The 16,764-nt window shown below is 51.8% G+C and carries 13 protein-coding genes and 1 pseudogene (1 of these 14 cut by a window edge); 2 read left to right on the top strand and 12 right to left on the bottom strand.

Annotation, left to right across the window (positions count from 1 at the left end):
- The 10 genes from J4G02_10045 to J4G02_10000 all read right to left on the bottom strand — a co-directional run.
- A partial coding sequence (locus J4G02_10045; protein MCE2394913.1) for a hypothetical protein occupies positions 1-2,006 on the bottom strand: 2,006 nt, incomplete at its 3' end.
- A gap of 175 nt (positions 2,007-2,181) precedes the next feature.
- Positions 2,182-3,741 carry a PQQ-like beta-propeller repeat protein gene (locus J4G02_10040; protein MCE2394912.1) on the bottom strand — a complete coding sequence of 520 codons (1,560 nt, stop codon included), beginning with the start codon at positions 3,739-3,741 and terminating at the stop codon, positions 2,182-2,184.
- Positions 3,742-3,754: 13 nt separating this feature from the next.
- A complete protein-coding gene (locus J4G02_10035) occupies positions 3,755-5,491 on the bottom strand; it encodes a hydantoinase B/oxoprolinase family protein (protein ID MCE2394911.1) in 1,737 nt (578 codons plus the stop codon).
- Between the two features lie 128 nt (positions 5,492-5,619).
- Positions 5,620-6,567, bottom strand: coding sequence for a mannonate dehydratase (locus J4G02_10030; protein MCE2394910.1), 948 nt, complete (start codon positions 6,565-6,567; stop codon positions 5,620-5,622).
- Positions 6,568-6,685: 118 nt separating this feature from the next.
- Positions 6,686-7,072, bottom strand: coding sequence for a hypothetical protein (locus J4G02_10025; protein MCE2394909.1), 387 nt, complete (start codon positions 7,070-7,072; stop codon positions 6,686-6,688).
- Between the two features lie 195 nt (positions 7,073-7,267).
- Positions 7,268-8,353, bottom strand: coding sequence for an exo-alpha-sialidase (locus J4G02_10020; GenBank protein MCE2394908.1), 1,086 nt, complete (start codon positions 8,351-8,353; stop codon positions 7,268-7,270).
- Between the two features lie 118 nt (positions 8,354-8,471).
- Positions 8,472-9,650, bottom strand: coding sequence for a GNAT family N-acetyltransferase (locus tag J4G02_10015; GenBank protein MCE2394907.1), 1,179 nt, complete (start codon positions 9,648-9,650; stop codon positions 8,472-8,474).
- Positions 9,651-9,682: 32 nt separating this feature from the next.
- Positions 9,683-10,633 (bottom strand): Gfo/Idh/MocA family oxidoreductase, encoded by a 951-nt coding sequence (locus J4G02_10010; GenBank protein ID MCE2394906.1) that lies wholly within the window; start codon positions 10,631-10,633, stop codon positions 9,683-9,685.
- Between the two features lie 208 nt (positions 10,634-10,841).
- Positions 10,842-11,849 (bottom strand): Ldh family oxidoreductase, encoded by a 1,008-nt coding sequence (locus J4G02_10005; protein ID MCE2394905.1) that lies wholly within the window; start codon positions 11,847-11,849, stop codon positions 10,842-10,844.
- 182 nt (positions 11,850-12,031) lie between these two features.
- Positions 12,032-12,997, bottom strand: coding sequence for a mannonate dehydratase (locus J4G02_10000; protein ID MCE2394904.1), 966 nt, complete (start codon positions 12,995-12,997; stop codon positions 12,032-12,034).
- Positions 12,998-13,580: 583 nt separating this feature from the next.
- Here J4G02_10000 and J4G02_09995 point away from each other — a divergent pair.
- Positions 13,581-14,195, top strand: a complete 615-nt coding sequence (locus J4G02_09995; protein MCE2394903.1) for a hypothetical protein — start codon at positions 13,581-13,583, stop codon at positions 14,193-14,195.
- Between the two features lie 427 nt (positions 14,196-14,622).
- Here J4G02_09995 and J4G02_09990 read toward each other — a convergent pair whose 3' ends face one another.
- Entirely contained in the window at positions 14,623-15,243 is a 621-nt protein-coding gene (locus tag J4G02_09990; GenBank protein ID MCE2394902.1) for an NIPSNAP family protein, read from the bottom strand.
- A 155-nt stretch (positions 15,244-15,398) separates the two neighbouring features.
- Here J4G02_09990 and J4G02_09985 point away from each other — a divergent pair, with 155 nt between their 5' ends.
- Positions 15,399-16,580, top strand: a complete 1,182-nt coding sequence (locus tag J4G02_09985) for a carotenoid 1,2-hydratase (GenBank protein MCE2394901.1) — start codon at positions 15,399-15,401, stop codon at positions 16,578-16,580.
- A 29-nt stretch (positions 16,581-16,609) separates the two neighbouring features.
- Here J4G02_09985 and J4G02_09980 read toward each other — a convergent pair.
- Positions 16,610-16,764: pseudogene (locus J4G02_09980) on the bottom strand (amidohydrolase); it runs 924 nt beyond the window's last position.

The following is a 16,764-nucleotide window of genomic DNA, read 5'->3' as shown; positions in this document are numbered from 1 at the left end:
TGAAATCGCTTGTGCCAGCTGCCATCATCGTTTTGCCCCCGTGCTATCACGGTGTAAACCTCTTCGGCTCGCTCCATGAACCGCGATTCACCGGTGATTTCGTAAAGGTAGAGCAATCCCCGGAGCACATTAGCGATACTTCGTAAACTAAAACTATAGGTCGGGTCCTCCGTCCATCGGTATCGCAAAAGGAATTCCCCTGCCTCCCGAAGCACCTCATAAGTCCGCAGGTCGCCCGTCAGATAGTAGTAATCCAGCCAGCCATCCAAAAAGGTGTGCGACGCACAGGGCTCATCGCCGAAATGGTCTGTGCTGTGCCGGAAGCAACCGCCGACCATATAAGGGCGGAACGGATGGAAATGGCACGTGTCCACGTCAGCCGAGTGTCGCGTCATAGACTCACCCAACTGAAAATAGTCCGCTCTGCCTGTCCGCAGATACTGGACCCAAACACCGTGCCGCGGATCCCATTCACTGTTGCACCAACCCCATCTACCATAGAACCGCCAATCGTTTTCCTCTTGCTCCCACGTGACAAGCGCGTCCCCCCAATCGAAAAAGCCGTACCAACGACCGAGTTGAATGTTCCGAGTCAGCCAATCCAAAAAGCCGGTCATCATCCGCTCAGATTCAGGAAATTGGTCGGCGGCAATCGGAGCAAATCCACCGGTTACTTCGCATTGTGCCATCCATTCCGGCTTGATAGCGACGTGCGGTGGCGTCAGTAGTCCCCGCAGCCTATCAGGAATCTCCTCACGCGCTGCAGCTTTGTAGAAGCAGACAAAAAATTCGCTCGTTTTCGCTGTGCCGGTGCCGTCGGCGTAGACCCCTTCACCTTCCCCCCACGACATTTCCTCCGCATATCGCTTGAGACTGAGCCGTTTTCCATCTACACCTTTCCAGAGAAAGACATCAATGCCTTTTCCAGTTCCCCCCGCCCGCAACGCTTTGGGATACTCTTCCGGCATGTATCGAAGACCGACTCCGACTCCTACTTGGTCATCCTCAACCGTCATCCACCCCTCCGTCCGTTCACCCTCAGCGACGATTCGATGCTCTCCCACACGTTGCTGCTCGAGCAAGAACTGATTATCTGATCGTTGGTGCAACAAGATTGCTTCATCGGGATTAAGATTTCCCTCGGTTGGTCGCAACGACGCCGCCCGAAAGCGCACAGGGTTTTTCAGGGAAACCGGCACCCGTAGAGCAATCTCCTCCACCTCGGTCTCTCTCGGATTACACGCCATCACCACAGTATGGAGTACACGAAGGTAGGTTTGTCCAGCGTAGGCGTAAATCCGCGTCACCAACTGAAACGGTCGGTATCCCGCGTAGTGGTGCATAGGGATATCCGCCTCAAAAGCTCCAGTGCACTTGATGACCGCCCGTAGGGGTCCTACCTCCTCTAGTTCTACGGAGTAATCCTCCTTTGCAAGGGAAGCCAAACAGTCCCCGCCCATTCCGTAGAGGTAACGTTTCCCCTCCGTGCTGTCAAATGACTCACAGATACGCACCCACGCCTCACCTTTAGAAGTGCCATCTTCGCTGACAACTTCGCACTCCGGAAAGAATTCGCCCTTCGCGTCCACATTCCCCAATTCAGCGGATTCAATCAGCGAAAATTGTTGACGATTGACGACAAATCGCAGCGGTCCAGTACAGACAGTAATTCGGTCATCGCTCTCTTCGATTTGGATTGTCCCATTTAACGGAATTGATGCAGGTTTCTGACCATAGCAGAAAGCATAATCGGCTTGCCCTTCGGTTGGCACGTCTGCCGAGAAATCGGTTAGCACCCACTTCAGACTTCCGTCCTCCCAGCGGCTCAACGTCCGAAACTGCGCCGCTACCGGTTGTCCAGCGCTATCCTCGACCCAAACCGAATCCAGATTACGTAATGCGCCCTTTGGCAACGGGACGCCTTGCGTGATAGGTGCATTTTGACGAGGAATCCCTTTTGTCTCTGAAACGCTGAGACGGACTTTGTCTGTCATAGTTTGATTCATGTTTTACCTGCTTTTATAGTAAATTCTAAAAATCAATAGACGCTTTCGCCCCCGGTAGGTACGGTATTTTCCCCAGTCCCGGTAGGTGCGGTTGCAAACCGCACCTACCGGGCTCTTTTAATTCGTGAAGATTGGCGTGATTCGCGGAGGGGGTTCCCGTTTTCTGGTTTTCCTGTTAATCCAAAGGTAACTCATAACACGCCGCCTCTCTATCGTTCCTCACAAGCAGATATTGTCCAGCGAGGGCGGGATTATTCCACGTTTTACTGGCTAGCGCAGGAAAACGCGATAGCTCTCTGCTCTCGTTCGGATTGACTTCAACTAAGAGAACATCGCCGGACTCTGCACTCACAAGGAGTAGCCTATTCTGATCCTTAATTTCGTCGGGACCATCAACCAATATCACCTGTCCATGCCCGTAGCGACCACGCTTCCACTTGCGTTGTCCGTCCGCGAGATCAAGACACACAAGCACACCATCGTCCAACCCGTAGATATATCCATCTCGGTAAACGACATTTGTGAACTTCGCTTTGAGCCGGGGTGTTTCCCACACGAGAGTGGCTTTCAATTGATTATCTTCATGGCGTAAGATTTGGAATAGCTTGCAGCCGATACCGTACCCACTTGAGACGAAAAGGTGGTCTTCCGGCAGTGGCACCGGTTGAGCGATACATTCGGTGGTATTGGGCCAAGGCTGCTGCCAGAGGACTTGCCCGTCGCTTGGGTCATGGGCAGTTACGCTCCCATAATTAAAAATAAGGATCTGAGGTACACCTGCGAGCGTCGTAATCAACGGCGAGCTATATCCCGCCGGATCGCTGCCATCCCGCCAGACGCGCTCCCCCGTATCCTTGTGATAGGCGACTAACGACTTGCCTGTCCCACCTCCTGCGCTCACCACCACAAGGTCCTCCAGAACAAGCGGTGAACCACTCATTCCCCACGACGCAAGCTCAGCGTCGTTATCATAGAGGATATCCTCCGACCAAATACGTTCTCCGGTTGCCAAATCCAAGCAATTGAGGAGGCCGGTCGCACCTAGCGTGTATACCCTATCTGCCACGATTGTTGGCGTTGCACGGGGACCAACACCGGCAGGCGTTGCTTCATATCTGTCGCGGTCGCTATGGCTCCATTGCTCTCGGCCGGAATGCAGATCGTAGCAAACAACCATCTCATACTCGCCGCGCTGCTCTTGGGTGATCGCTGAATTTCCAGCCACGGCAAAAGCCGACCAACCGGCACCGATGGGCTGTCGCCATAAAAGCTGGGGCGGACGTTCCGACCAATCCCGCGCTAATTTTATCCCTTGAACCGTCCCATTGCGATGTGGTCCAAGAAACTGAGGGTAATCTTTTGAAGCCCCTCCCAGAGTGGTTGGGGCATTCCCCATCAAAGACTCAGCAGCCTTTTCACCCCAACGCCATTCGAGAAGTGGGACTAAGTCCCCGCTAAATCCTTTCACCCGAAACAGCATGGTCGAAAGAAGGATAATCAGTACAACCGCACCAAACGCAAGCAGCCGGACTTTCCATCTGAGTCGTGAGAAAAAGAGCAGCCACAGCAGCATCAGCAGGAACGAAAGCATCAAGACCAACACTGTATGAAGAACTCGCGATTGTCGATGTGGTGCGTCTACGCTCCAGAGCAGTATAATTGCTAAAATAGCTAAGGCAACGATAATAACGACGGGCAACCAGCGGATACGAGATTGGCTATGGCGTGTCGACATTTTTACAGTGGTCTCATTGTTGAGAGCGAAGAGAGGCGCGTAGTTGTGCCGTGCCGTTGGCGTCAATCGCTCCGTCATTTTCCACGATCAGGACACCATACTCCTCTTCTGCAGTTTTGTGGTCATAATAGCCACGTTTGACATCCTGTAACACTAATTCCGGTGGACGATCTGTGGGGTTACCATATCCTCCTCCTCCCGGCGTCTCTAGTCGCAGGATATCACCTGCCTGCATGGGAATGCCTTCATCTTTGCTAATGTGGGGCGGGTTGTATTCCTCTCCTTGGAGGATGAAAGTGTGTTTTGCCGATTTTGCGGATTTTCCACCGAGGATTCCAAAGGGGGCGAAACGCCCACGCTCTCCTAGCATTGACGCGCTCGCCTCGCCCCGCCGAATCTGAAATTCAAAGATTACACCGAGACCACCCCGACGCATACCCGCCCCTCCCGATCCTTCTCGTATGGTATACCGGGTAAAGAGAACAGGGTAGCGAGATTCAAAGATTTCCAAGGCTTGAGTTCGGGCGAGGGCAATGGTCGGGTTGCCGTTAATAAGCCCATCGGTCAGAAAATTCCCGCCGTACCCACCGCCGATGAAAGAATAGAAGACGTAATACCCCTTCTCAGGGTCTTCCCCTCCTACAGAGAGGTTCGTCACCGTTCCCATCGGTGCGGCGTAGCTCTTATCGGGAATCGCCTGACTGAGCGCCCCCAAAACCACATCAATGATACGCTGACAAACCTCGGAGGCGCAGCCGGACACAGGCCGTGGTAGTTGAGCGTTGATAAAAGTTGTGTCGGGTAGATCAAAGGAGAAGGGCGCGAAACATCCCGCGTTGATGGGAACATCGGGAAAGATATGCTTAAAACCGATATAGACCCCAGCGATAGTGGTGCTGAGGACGCTGTTGAGGGGTCCCTTACAGGGCGGACTGCTCTTGGAGAAGTCGATATGAACATCGCTCCCCTTCACCTCCATCTCCATGTGGATGGTGAGCGGTTTCCACTCCACCCCGTCGCTATCGATATAATCTTCAAATGTGTAGACCCCGTCCGGAATGGTTTCAATATGACTTCGCATTAACTGCTCTGAACGCGCACTCAACTCTGCTATAGCATCAAAGACCGTCTCCTCCCCATAACGATCGAGCAGGCGGGTCAGCCGTTCAGCCCCAAGATTGAGGGCGGTCACCTGTGCGATAATATCGCCTTGCCGTTCATCTGGAACCCGCACGTTGTGCAGAATGATGTCAAGCACCTCTCTGTTCAGTTCCCCCTTGTCCAAAATTCGTATCGGCGGAAGACGAAGACCTTCCTGATAAATCTCCGTGGCTTTGCTTGAGAAACCGCCGGGCACCCGCCCACCAATGTCGGGCCAATGTCCGCTATTGGCGAGAAATGCAGTCAATTTTCCCTTATAGAATACAGGCTTGACCATCTTCACATCCATCAGGTGCGTACCACCCAAGTAGGGATCGTTCACAATGTAGATGTCGCCCGGCTCAATGTTCTCAATCGACTCAATCACCGTGCGAGTGGTGAATTCCATGACGTAAATGAAACTCGGCAGCCCGCGCGGCCCCTGCATAATAACCTCGCCGTTGGTTTTGTCGTAAATACCGCTAGCTCGGTCAAAACCGTCGGAGATTACCGGCGAAAACGCCATCCGCTCAAGGGTGGCGTCCATTTCGTCTGCAATCTGTTCCAAGCTGCCACGAATCACGGCGAGGGTTATTGGATCTATTTTCATATTAACTTACCTTTTACTGATAACCGTTTTTGCTTATGTTAAGAAATCGTGCAACAGAAACCGAGTTTTTTCGGAAAAACTCGGTTTCTCCTCTTGCTTTACACTTTCGTTTTATATGAGCCACTGTTTTAACGATAAACGGCTTGGATCATCGATCGGATGTAACCGACAGCAAAAGCCCTGCCCGCCCATTGCGTATTCTCTTGCGGAAAACTAGGTGTGTGATCCATCATGAAGGGACCTTCAAATCCCACCTCCCGATAGGTCTGCATCGCCTCATACATATCCACATCTCCCTCATCCACAAAGACCTCTTGGAAACTCTTGGGTGTGCCTCTAATGTTGCGAAAGTGGACGTAAGCAATTTTGTTCTGTGAGCCGATACGTCGGATGGCGGAAGGCACATCCTCTCCCATTTCACGGACACAGCCCTGACAAAATAGCATAGCGTTCATCTCGCCGGGCACTGTGTTAAATGTGCGCTCGAAATGGTCGAGCGTCGAGAGGATTCGAGCTGCGCCGCCAAGCGGTTCAGGAATGGGTGGATCGTCCGGGTGGATCGCGAGTTTAACCCCTGCTTCCTCAGCCACCGGAACAATACGATTAAGAAAATAGTGCAAATTCTCTAAGAGTTGCTCTTCGGCGATATATTTTTTAGGAACGTCCGCCGGATCTTCCATGAACTCATCGTAATCGAAGGTGCTATAGCGGACACCACCGCGTCCAATCGCTGAAGTTGTACGGAAGTTGCCGATGGGTTTGAAATTGTAACCCAAGGTTCGGATTCCTGCGGCACCGAGGTTCCGAATCATGGTGCACCACGCATCGATCTTTTGGTCCCGATCCGGACGGGCAAGCGAAATCTCGTCCCAACAGTTCATACCCACGTTATCCAACTTCATCCCGTGGGAATCAACGCGCCGACTCATCTCTTTCCAGAAGTCTGCACGATCTTCCCCATCTTTAAGATCATCCGGCGGCGGGTTAATCGTAACATAGTCTACACCGATGGCTTTGAATAGGCTCAAATGCTCGTCGTCCATTTGAGTCCAAGGCAACTGTTCTTGAATTAACATCGTGAGTGTCTCCATTCTTCAAAAGATATCTAACACTGAAGCGCGCTGCTTGTTGATATCTTCGGGACTTACGGATTAGAAGGAATTGTAGTACCCAAATTTTACATATGTCAACTGCTCAAGGCGCTACCCCCCTGATATTCCCCGCCTTATCGTAGGCAACTACTGCACCCTTCCCCGCTTCAATGGCGATTAAGTCAACCACCGCCTTTCCTGCTTTATCGCAGACAGTTACACTGTTTCCCAATTCAACAGCGGTTAAGGTAATCGCCTTTTGACCTGCCGTATCGTAGACAGCTATCCCATTCCCATCTTCACGGGCAGATAAGTGAACTGCCGTTTTCCCCGCCTTATCAACCACTATTAGCTCGGTACACTCAATCTCACCAAATACACCATCTCTCTGTGCAATCAAAGGGGGTGAAACGATAGATCCGACACCTATACCAACCAGCATAATCACCGCACCCAAAACCGTATAGCCAAGCTTCTGTTTGTGATCCATCATCTTTCTCCACGCCCCCCACAGTGAACATCGCCACGACGGAGGGCATAGCGTGGACGACGTTAATACTCAATAAAGGTTATGGAACCTCATGATAAAATAAAAAACCTTTGGCATTTCCTTCTCTGCGTCTCAGCGGTCAATCTTATCCCGTTATCCCGTTTTCTGGTCTTCTCGTTATCCCGTTTTCGCCTATTAAATTTCCCAGCGCGTCGCCACCGAGTGCGTTACACCATCCGACAACGTAATGTAATAAGTGGTCAAGATGCTCCCATCGGATAGTTGCGTTGAGATCGGATAGCCGACATCAGCACCGCCACCCTGCACGTCGGATCGGAATTCGCTGGGCGTCCCACCGTCGTCCCGTAGAACAATAACGTTATCCATACCCCACGTAACCCCGCCATCGTGGCTCAGGACCGCACGCACCCCCATCGGTTCCTGTCGATATCCAAACGAACACAGTATCCGTCCATCTCGAAGTTTCAACAGATGCGGCGGATACCCCCAGATAGGTGTCTGTAACGGCTGCGACCATGTCCGTCCACCGTCATCCGACCACGTCTCCAGCAGGTAGCTGCCCTCCGTTCGCGTATGGGCAAGGACGCGCCCGGGGGAGACCTCCAGAAGTGATGTCTCGTTGCCCTCTACCCCTGTTACATAAGAACCCATCGTCAACCAACGCCACGTTTTTCCGCCATCCCCTGATCGCCAGATGTAGGTTCGCCAACGAGCATCGGGATCGGCACCGTACACAGGGACCAGGATCGTTCCGTCCGCCAACCACGCTGAACGCGGAAACGCTGTGAGATGTTCAACACCGGGCACAGTCCATTCCTGCCGCTCCCATGTGTTTCCCTTATCAGTCGAACGCTGGACGAACAACTTGTTACTCCCCACCAAAATTGCGTTCTTGTCGTGCGGGTGCGGACGCACAACTAGGCCCTGTGCTTCCACATCCGCCTGTTGCTCTGCTGGCTGAGCTTGCCAGCCCACTGTACCGGCACAGAGATACGTCCCGTCTGGCATCACGGCGGCGAATCGGTCATATATCTCACGCGGTGATGTGCCGGGCCAATTGTCGGGAAGTGTTGGATCATCGGTTTCTTGCCACGTTTCTCCCTCGTCTTCCGACAGGAACACTAGCCAATCAGCAACCGCGTAGTGGTCATGGAATGGTGCGACCGGAATCCCAACCGTCAACCGTCCATCGGGGAGATGGGTTAGAACAGGAAAGGCACCGTAAAATCCCTTTCGTTTGTAGAGAATCGTATGGCTCATTGCATTACCTCGTTGTCACATTAGTAGATCGATTTTCCAAAATCGACATGGTCGCGAATTTCGTCGAGATATGAATCTCGACCTACGGGCTACTTGCCCGCGCTGAAATGGGTAAATCCTAGAAATATTCGAGGCTATAAGTCGTTTGGGGTGGCAGAAGTGCTTTCGCCGCCTCCGCTGCCTCAGCACTGGAAGACGACACAAAGCCGTGGGTTAATAGATCTGCAAGGCTCGGCTCACCCAGCCATGCCTGCGTATACTGATGGATGTCCATGTGCAGCGCTGCGGTGTCGCTCGGTTCGACCCGCACGCCCTCAGGACAGTAAGAGACCCGCCACGGTCCCCGGTTGGACGGAAGGATTTCATCATCAATAGTCATTGTGAAGGTTCCGGAGGCGGTCGTGGAGAGGCCTGTGAGAGAGGCAGGCACATCCAAGACGCGGAACATCGATGGATCCGGGAGTTGAGCCATCATGCCACGGGTAAACCATTTTGAGGACAAGAACGGACCGTTAGAGGGTTCATCCCAAGTAATAGACTGATGATTTATACCAGTACCCGCCAATGTCGCAAGCATCGTTTCATAGCCTCGCAGTGTCGTCCATACAAATTCGATTATAGCTAGATCTATCCCTAGCGTCAGTCTCACTATGGCATAGGCTTCCACCGGCTCACCGGCGGCAAATACAAAGGGCGGAGTGCCTTCGGTCTGTGTGAGCCGCGACAAGCCAAAACCTTTGCGCGCAAGACGCATCCCTGAATAGCGATGTGCGAACTCCTCGTATGTTGCGTCCAATTGTCCCCAGTCATCAACACTCAACTGGCGCACCGGCAATACACAGTCCATCCGGGGAAACAGTGGGACAGGACAAGTAATACGCACACAACGTCCGCAGCACTCCCAACCAAACCGCCGATAGAAGAATTCATGAGCCGCACGTAGATTTGTGACAACCTCCCCGGTGCGATACATCTCCTCTATCGACCACGTCATCATTGCGCTTCCCACATGCCGCTTACGGCTCGCAGGCGCGACAGCAACACCACTCATGCCACCACACCTGAAATGTACGCCTCGGCAAGTTAACGGTGCATAAAAGATCTGAAACGCACCAGAGACAACCCCATCCACGTCCGCTACGAACACCTGCGAATCTTCATCGGGACTTCGGAGATCAAGGGGCAATTCCGGATTTTCAAGCCTTGGATTGGGCTGACCACCATCAAAAGCCGCTGACCAAATCATACCAACCTGTGCACGGTCATCTCCGCAGTATTTTCGAATCGAGACCGCCATATAGAATCCTTCCTTTTAACGCTGAAGGATCACTAATCATTCAGCGTAATAACTCCCTTTCGCCTTTCCAAAACGGCTTCATACAGCCGCATCGACTTCAAGCAATCGTTGATGCTCGCTATCGGCTCACGATTTTCACGGATAGCGTTGACAAACTCTGTCAAGCTATGCCCGTCGCCGGTCAATTCGCCGTTGCGTTGGTCGCTGAAGTTATCCGTAAAGACATTCTGGGAGTCAGCATAGTGAGCAATCTCCCACAGTCCATCAAGGACAATGTACTCTTCCTGTCCTGTGATTTCAATCCGATCATAGTTGCGCCTCCAGAGCCGTTGGCTATTCAGTTGGAGGTTTCCGACTGCACCGTTCTCAAATTCGACCGCAACTGCGAAAGATCCTTGCCCACCTACCTCGTTGTGGAACACAGCAATCTCTTTTGCTGGACCAGCGATGTACTGTGCGAGATCAAAATGATGGATAGCAAAATCCAAAAGATACCATTGCACCGTCGGATAGGTACCGCTACAGAAGGAGCAGAAGAGTTGCGTCAATTGACCAAAAGATTCCTGCGCCATAATCTCTTTGGCACGGCTGACACCCAAGCTGAACCGTCGCTGAAAATTGATCATCAACATTTTGCCAGCCTGATCAGCGGTCTCTGCGAGTTCAGTGGCATCCGCCAAAGAGGGGGCAGGCGGCTTGGGAACAAAGACGTGATAGCCCGCTTCCAAAGCTTCACGAACGAGGGATTGGCGTGGGTCGGGTCTCATACTGATGATGAGCGCCTCAAGGTCTTCCTGTTCCCACATTTTATGCCGATCCGTGTACCAACGCCCCGTGCCAAATTTCCCCGCTGCATCTTTCGCTTTTGCTTCATCCATGTCACAGACCGCTTGCAGGGCAACGGGGGCAAGGTGTAAAGCCGGATAGATAGTGTGTCTGGCAAAGCCACCAGCACCGATAAATCCAACACGAAGTGGTTCCATAAGTTCTTTCTCCTCCTAAATGATTTACCCTAACAACGACTACATAAAAACGGGATAACGATATCCGCTCTTTTTTAACGCAAAGACACGAGGTAGCAAAGGCGCAAGGAAAATCTTAAAAAAGGTTTCTTTGCGACTTCGCGCCCTCGCGTTGAATATTCTTTTGGTCCGGTGCATCTCGCCTTCTCGTTTTCTCGTCTTCACGGCATTAATCCCACGGCAGCGGAACGCCAAGACGCTCACTGACTTCACGGGCTGATTCCTGCTCTATCTCTCCGTAGCGGATGCCATTACGACGGTGCATCTCAACTCTCTCTACTTCAATCCCGCCGGGCAGCAGTGCACGGTCATAGCCGGGCATCGGCTCAAACGTTTCTCTCACGTCTCGGACCATCCGATCGGTTTCAGCGCGGAATACAGCTTCGGGTACAACCGCGTCCACATGGATGGCGAGAACCATACCGCCCAACCGTGCCCCGCCGGGCCAGCGTTCGGTAACCCCCTCGTCGTCAGGAAGCGTGTATCCTGTCAACCCACCGCCCAAGAGACCTGCGACCGCAGTATAACCCACGCTTTTGAAAAAAGCAGCCGGAATGAGGGAAAGGAGCGCGTCATAGTCGTCCCCGCGCTGATAGTCCGCCATGATGGATGTTGCTGCATCAAGCACCACAGACGGTTCATCTCCCCCAGGAATAGCAAAGCAGATGGGAGGATTGCCGAAATAGCCAAGCTGCGGTTTGGGATCGCTGCCGGCGGCATTGCCCAGATTTTGATAGCCTTGAACGGAAAAGCCAATGCAGCCCGCCTCCTCGCACATCCGTGCGTAGTGTCCTGCGGAGCCGTAGTGTCCGATGTGACGCACAAGCCCCATACCTAGTCCAACCTCCTTCGCTTTGGCGATTGCCCCCTCAGTCGCACGAACCATTGGAAGGTAGCCGAGCGTTCCATCGCCATCCAGCACGACAGCCGTCGGCGTTTCGTGAATCTGGCGGATATTGGGCTGGGGATTCATATCTCCGTTTTCAAAGCCGCTACAATAACCATTGACCGTCCGCGTGCCGTGACTCCGCACACCACGAAGGTCTGAGTTGACAAGCAGACGGCTGATCAGTGCTGCGTGGTCATGCGACAATCCCGCCTTCTCAAAACAGGCAGTACTAAAAGCGAGGAGGCGGTCCTCCTGCACACTCACAAAAGTTTCTGGGGGGCGATTCATTAGCTATCCTTTCTTGCGATTATAGATTCAACATAATGTCCTAGCATCCACCCATCAAAAAACAAAATCTTAAAGACATCCGCGAATCTGCGCCAATCCTCACTAAGTTCTAAAAAATTAGAGAAAATTAGTGAGATTTGCGGATGGTTTCGTCATGGGTAACGGGAATTAACGTTTCATGGTCAAGCCTCAAGTGCTCTCAATAACGCCTTTACATAAGCCACCGCATAGGCAGAAGATGCCCGCTGCTCCACATCGCCAATATAGTTCGGCAGATGATCAATCTGTAAGCCGCCGTCGAACCCGATCTCCTTTAGGGTCTGAAGCACCTTGAACATATTCATGTCTCCATCATCGAGCGCAACCTCCATATATCCGCCCGTCGGGATCGTTCCCTGCACATTGCGGAAATGGGTGTGAAAGATTTTCCCCTTCGCTCCAAAATGGCGGATGTTCTCAAAGATGTTTACACCCGACTCATAGCAGGTGCCGATGCAATAGAGCAACCCGCTGTGATCGCTTGGCACGGCATCAAGGATGGCAGCCCACCGTTTCGGTGAAAATTCGGTTTCTGGAAGCGGTGGATCCGATGGGTGGATAATGAGTTTTACATCGAATTTTTCAGCGAGCGGAACGAGCCGTTGATACATCTGCACACAACGCCCCCAATGCTTTTCAACAGAAAACGGTTCAAGCGGTTTCTCTGCAATACTCCGCTTCATCAATTCAACGTCAAATCCGCCGAACGTATAATTGCCCCGGAGGGGTTTGGTATATCCACCTCGGTATCCCGGATTCGCATCTCGATGTTCTGGGGTTTGTGCTAGATGCACGGGCATCGACATGAAGGGGATCCCGACTTGACCGAAAATCTCAAGCGACTTACACAGATTATCGAGTTCCTTTTCGCCGCCCGGTTTGCCTGTGAGAAATTGCTGCGGCTCGGCGGGCGCGACGCGGTAGATGTTAAGTCCAGCGGCGTTGACTCTCTCTTTTAATTTTGTCAGCTGTTCTAAATCTGGATAGCCCTGTTCCACCAATCCAGGGATGCTCTCGGCGTTATGAATATCAAATCCGTCAGCACCAATCTGTGCGGCAAATTGGATATATTCGTCCGAAAGGTCACGTTGTCTCAGCAAGACTTTCATAGGTGCGATCTCCTCTTAACAGAGAATAGCAGAATTCATTCGAGAGAACAAGCCAAAAGCATCTTTTTAATCTAACGCAAGTCGCTATACAACCTGTAGGTCGAGTTTCCATACTCGACACCTATCAAAAATAACCCAATTTACGACACACCTGTCGCCCCACTAGGGCTTTGTAGGTCGCGCAAGCCCGAAAGGAGCCGTCCATGCCGAAACTAGGTGGGACCGGGGATGCCCGACCTACGGGTATAAAAGGTTAATTTTACCGGGCTGCACATAACTAGCAACTTGGGTCAATCTAACAAATTGCACAGGTTCCTACTGTTCACGAAACCGATACATATAGCTTGCAGCCTAGGGTCATTTAATTCTCCTGTAGGAGGGATCTCCGAATCCCGACGCCTCACTCTAGGAACGACTTCCCGATTACGACTCTTGAAAAAAAATGGTTAAAAAGCCTAAAACTAAATGACCCCACTTGCAGCCAAAAATGGCTTGATTTTTCTTTTCATATCAAATATACTAGTTACCAGAAACAGAAGGGCAGCCGGAACAGCCCGCCTGCCCAAATCATAAGGAGACTAAAATGAAACTGAAGATGTTGTTCCTACTGGTTCTGGCTGCGGTGATATGCTGCATAGCATGGGCAGTTCAGAGCCAAGAAAGCAAAAATCAGCAAGTCCAACCGATGTACGGTGGATTCCTTATAGACGGCTACGATTTTAAGAACGGTCAGAGTCCCAAAGGGACCATCGTATATGATGAAGCAGCAAACGAATTTCGGGGAACCTATAAAGGGTTAAAGATGCCCAAGGGTCGCCGTGCGATTTTCGCGTGGTTGCACGATACAGTGAACCAAAAGACCGAATATTTGGGTCCCGTTGGTTGGCTAAAAGTGGACACCGGCGGAAAAAAGAAGGGGTCATTCCGAATCAAGGTTCCCGATAAATTCAAAGGTGGGAACTTTGGCAGCTATGAAATCATCGGGTTTACCGCGGAGAAGACATCATCCCTGAAAAATGGAAAAGAGGTTGTAGAGGTTCCAAAAGAGCCTTCCGGCAGCGATATCCTTGCCAAACTGAAACCCGCTTTTTACCTTTATGCTGCGCTGCCCGGAGCAGACACGGAATTGGGCTATTGCGGCCACGGACTCGATTTCTTCTTTGCCAAAGACCTAGAGAATCAACTTTGCTACGACTGACTGTGCGGTCAACCATATTCGGTCTGTAAGGCCGCAGGAATGAACTCACACTAGCAAAAGTTTTTCGCTCATGTTAAGAAGTCGTGTAACAGAAATCGAGTTTTTTCTTGAAAACTCGGTTTCTCTTCGTGCCTTGTGTTTAATCTCTTAGGAGTTACGCAGTTTAGTTTGTAGTAGCGCAATTCATTGCGCGTCCGGACGGACGATAAATCGCCCGATTACAAACCTAAGACCGTACTGCAGTTGCCCGTTTCTCAATGCCCGATTTATCGGGGATTCATCGGGCATTGAGATAAATCGCCGAACTACAACTGATTCTCCCCCGCTTGTGCTTGCATCCCGATCTTTCGGGGCGGGGGAGTTAGAGGGGGTCGGAACGGAGACTCTGAGCATTCAAGTACGTAAGTCCTAATCCCTATAAAGTTGTCTACTGCATCGGCGAAAAAGGCGCGGGCAGCAGGATCTTGCTCTCCTGTGTTATCGGTCTAACAGAGCCTTTGGGGGGCCAAACGCCCTGTTCCCGTGTCTCCGCCCGTATCCGTAGACGTTCCTCAAAACTCCTATACGCCCATACATGGATAAAGTTGTTGAGCCCACCGTATTCTGAGTACCAACACCCCGCCAACGGCGAGAACTTCTCGCGCTCGGTAACCGCCGCGCCCCACGCCTCCAGCACTTGCGGCATCCCTTCCGCAGGATAGGTGTATATACGCATCTCATATATGGGTCCGATGTCTCGTTCACTCAAGGGTGTCATAAATGGGGCTGGCAGAAAAATCTCAGATACCATTGACACAATGAGATCGCTTGTATCGGGGGGCCATATCGGATCCGGGCCCGCCTCCGCAGCACGTCGGATTTCAGCCCGTTGTTCAAGGCTCTCGTATGGCCAAATAGCGACCATCTGATTCAACGGTCCCGCTTCAGTGTACCAATGCCCACCGAGTTTCGATAATTCTTGACGCGCCGGCAGTTTCTCGCCAAAGCGTTCCCAATAGTCCTGAAGTTGTCCCACTTTTAGGTTGTAGGTTCGTATTTCATAGATCATAATTTTACTCCTCATCAATCAAATTTTGTCTGTGGATGAAAACCTCCGAAGGTCTAGAATCTGATAAAGATCGAAATGTATCTAACATGCGTATATTATATCAGTCAATCAGTTTTGTAAATACAAAAATCTTCGAGAATGTACTAGAATTGACGATGCAACGAATTCAATTAAAGTGCGCCATACCACGCTCTATTTTCCATCTGTGGGCTATAATTCTGTTGGTAATTGTAAGCATCAATTTCGCGGAGGCACAGCGAAATTCCACCAGCGTCAGTGATACGTTGCGCAGCAAAGCCGATGAGCGATTCGCCCGTGTGCTTGAGCCAATGACGTTCCAGTTCCCACGCGATCATGGGCCGCATCCAGAGTATCAAATCGAGTGGTGGTATTATACCGGCAACCTGCACACCGACGATGGGAAGGCTTTCGGTTATCAGTTAACCTTTTTCCGTTTTGCGCTGACGCCCCAAATGCCAGAGCGGACTTCACATTTCGCCACGAATCAAGTTTATATGGCGCATTTTGCCGTTACGGACGCGGCGAACAACGAATATTTCTGCTTTGAGCGTAGGAGTCGGGGGGCAGGTGGATTGGCAGGAGCAACGGGAGATCCAACCTACAAAGTCTGGCTGGAGGATTGGTCGGCTACGGAAACGGAGTCGGGGGTGATGCGCCTGCATGTCCCTTCAACCTCCAATTCTATCGAGATGGAACCGCAGATAGGACTATCCCTCGACTTGCGGCAGACGCGTCCACCGATACTGCAAGGAGATCGCGGCTTCAGCCAAAAGGGACCCGAACCGGGCAATGCGACCTACTACTATAGTCTCGTTGGGTTAGAAACTACCGGCGAGGTCACAGTCAACGGCGAAACAGTAACTGTCAGTGGGATTAGCTGGATGGATCACGAGTTCGGCACCAGTTTCCTCGGCGAAGGGTTCGTGGGGTGGGACTGGTTCAGCTTACAGTTAGCAGATAGCACGACACTGATGCTATACTGCCTGCGCCGGCCAGACCAATCATGCGACCCACAAACGTTTGAAGGCACCTTAATCTATCCCGATGGACGGCAGCTGCGCATCGGGACGAAAGATTTTACGCTGACCCCTACCCATCAGTGGAAAAGTCCGGAAAGCCGTGCTACCTATCCCTCCGATTGGCAAATAACCTTTCCAGAGTTAAACATCGCCCTTCAGGTTGAACCGCTTATCCCGAATCAAGAGTTTCGTGCAAGTTTTACATATTGGGAAGGTGCCGTGCGGGTGCGCGGACAGATCGACGGGGCAGCAGTCAGCGGTCATGGATATGTTGAACTGACCGGCTATGAGAGATAGGTGAACTTTGCCCTTGCCTATCGTTTCTTCTATAGCTGATAGAACCCACGGGCGTTCTCTGCCATGATGTTCCGCTTCAACCCCGGAGACAGATTCGTCGGTAGGGTCCGATCAGGAGAGTCAAAGTCCCAATGGGGATAGTCCGTGGCAAACATCAGCCTTTCATCCGCCTTGATATGCTGCA

The sequence above is a fragment of the Candidatus Poribacteria bacterium genome, assembly GCA_021295755.1.
GTDB lineage: Bacteria > Poribacteria > WGA-4E > WGA-4E > PCPOR2b > PCPOR2b.
Note: the sequence above shows the minus strand (reverse complement) of the source record. Positions and strands in the feature narration are given on the sequence as shown.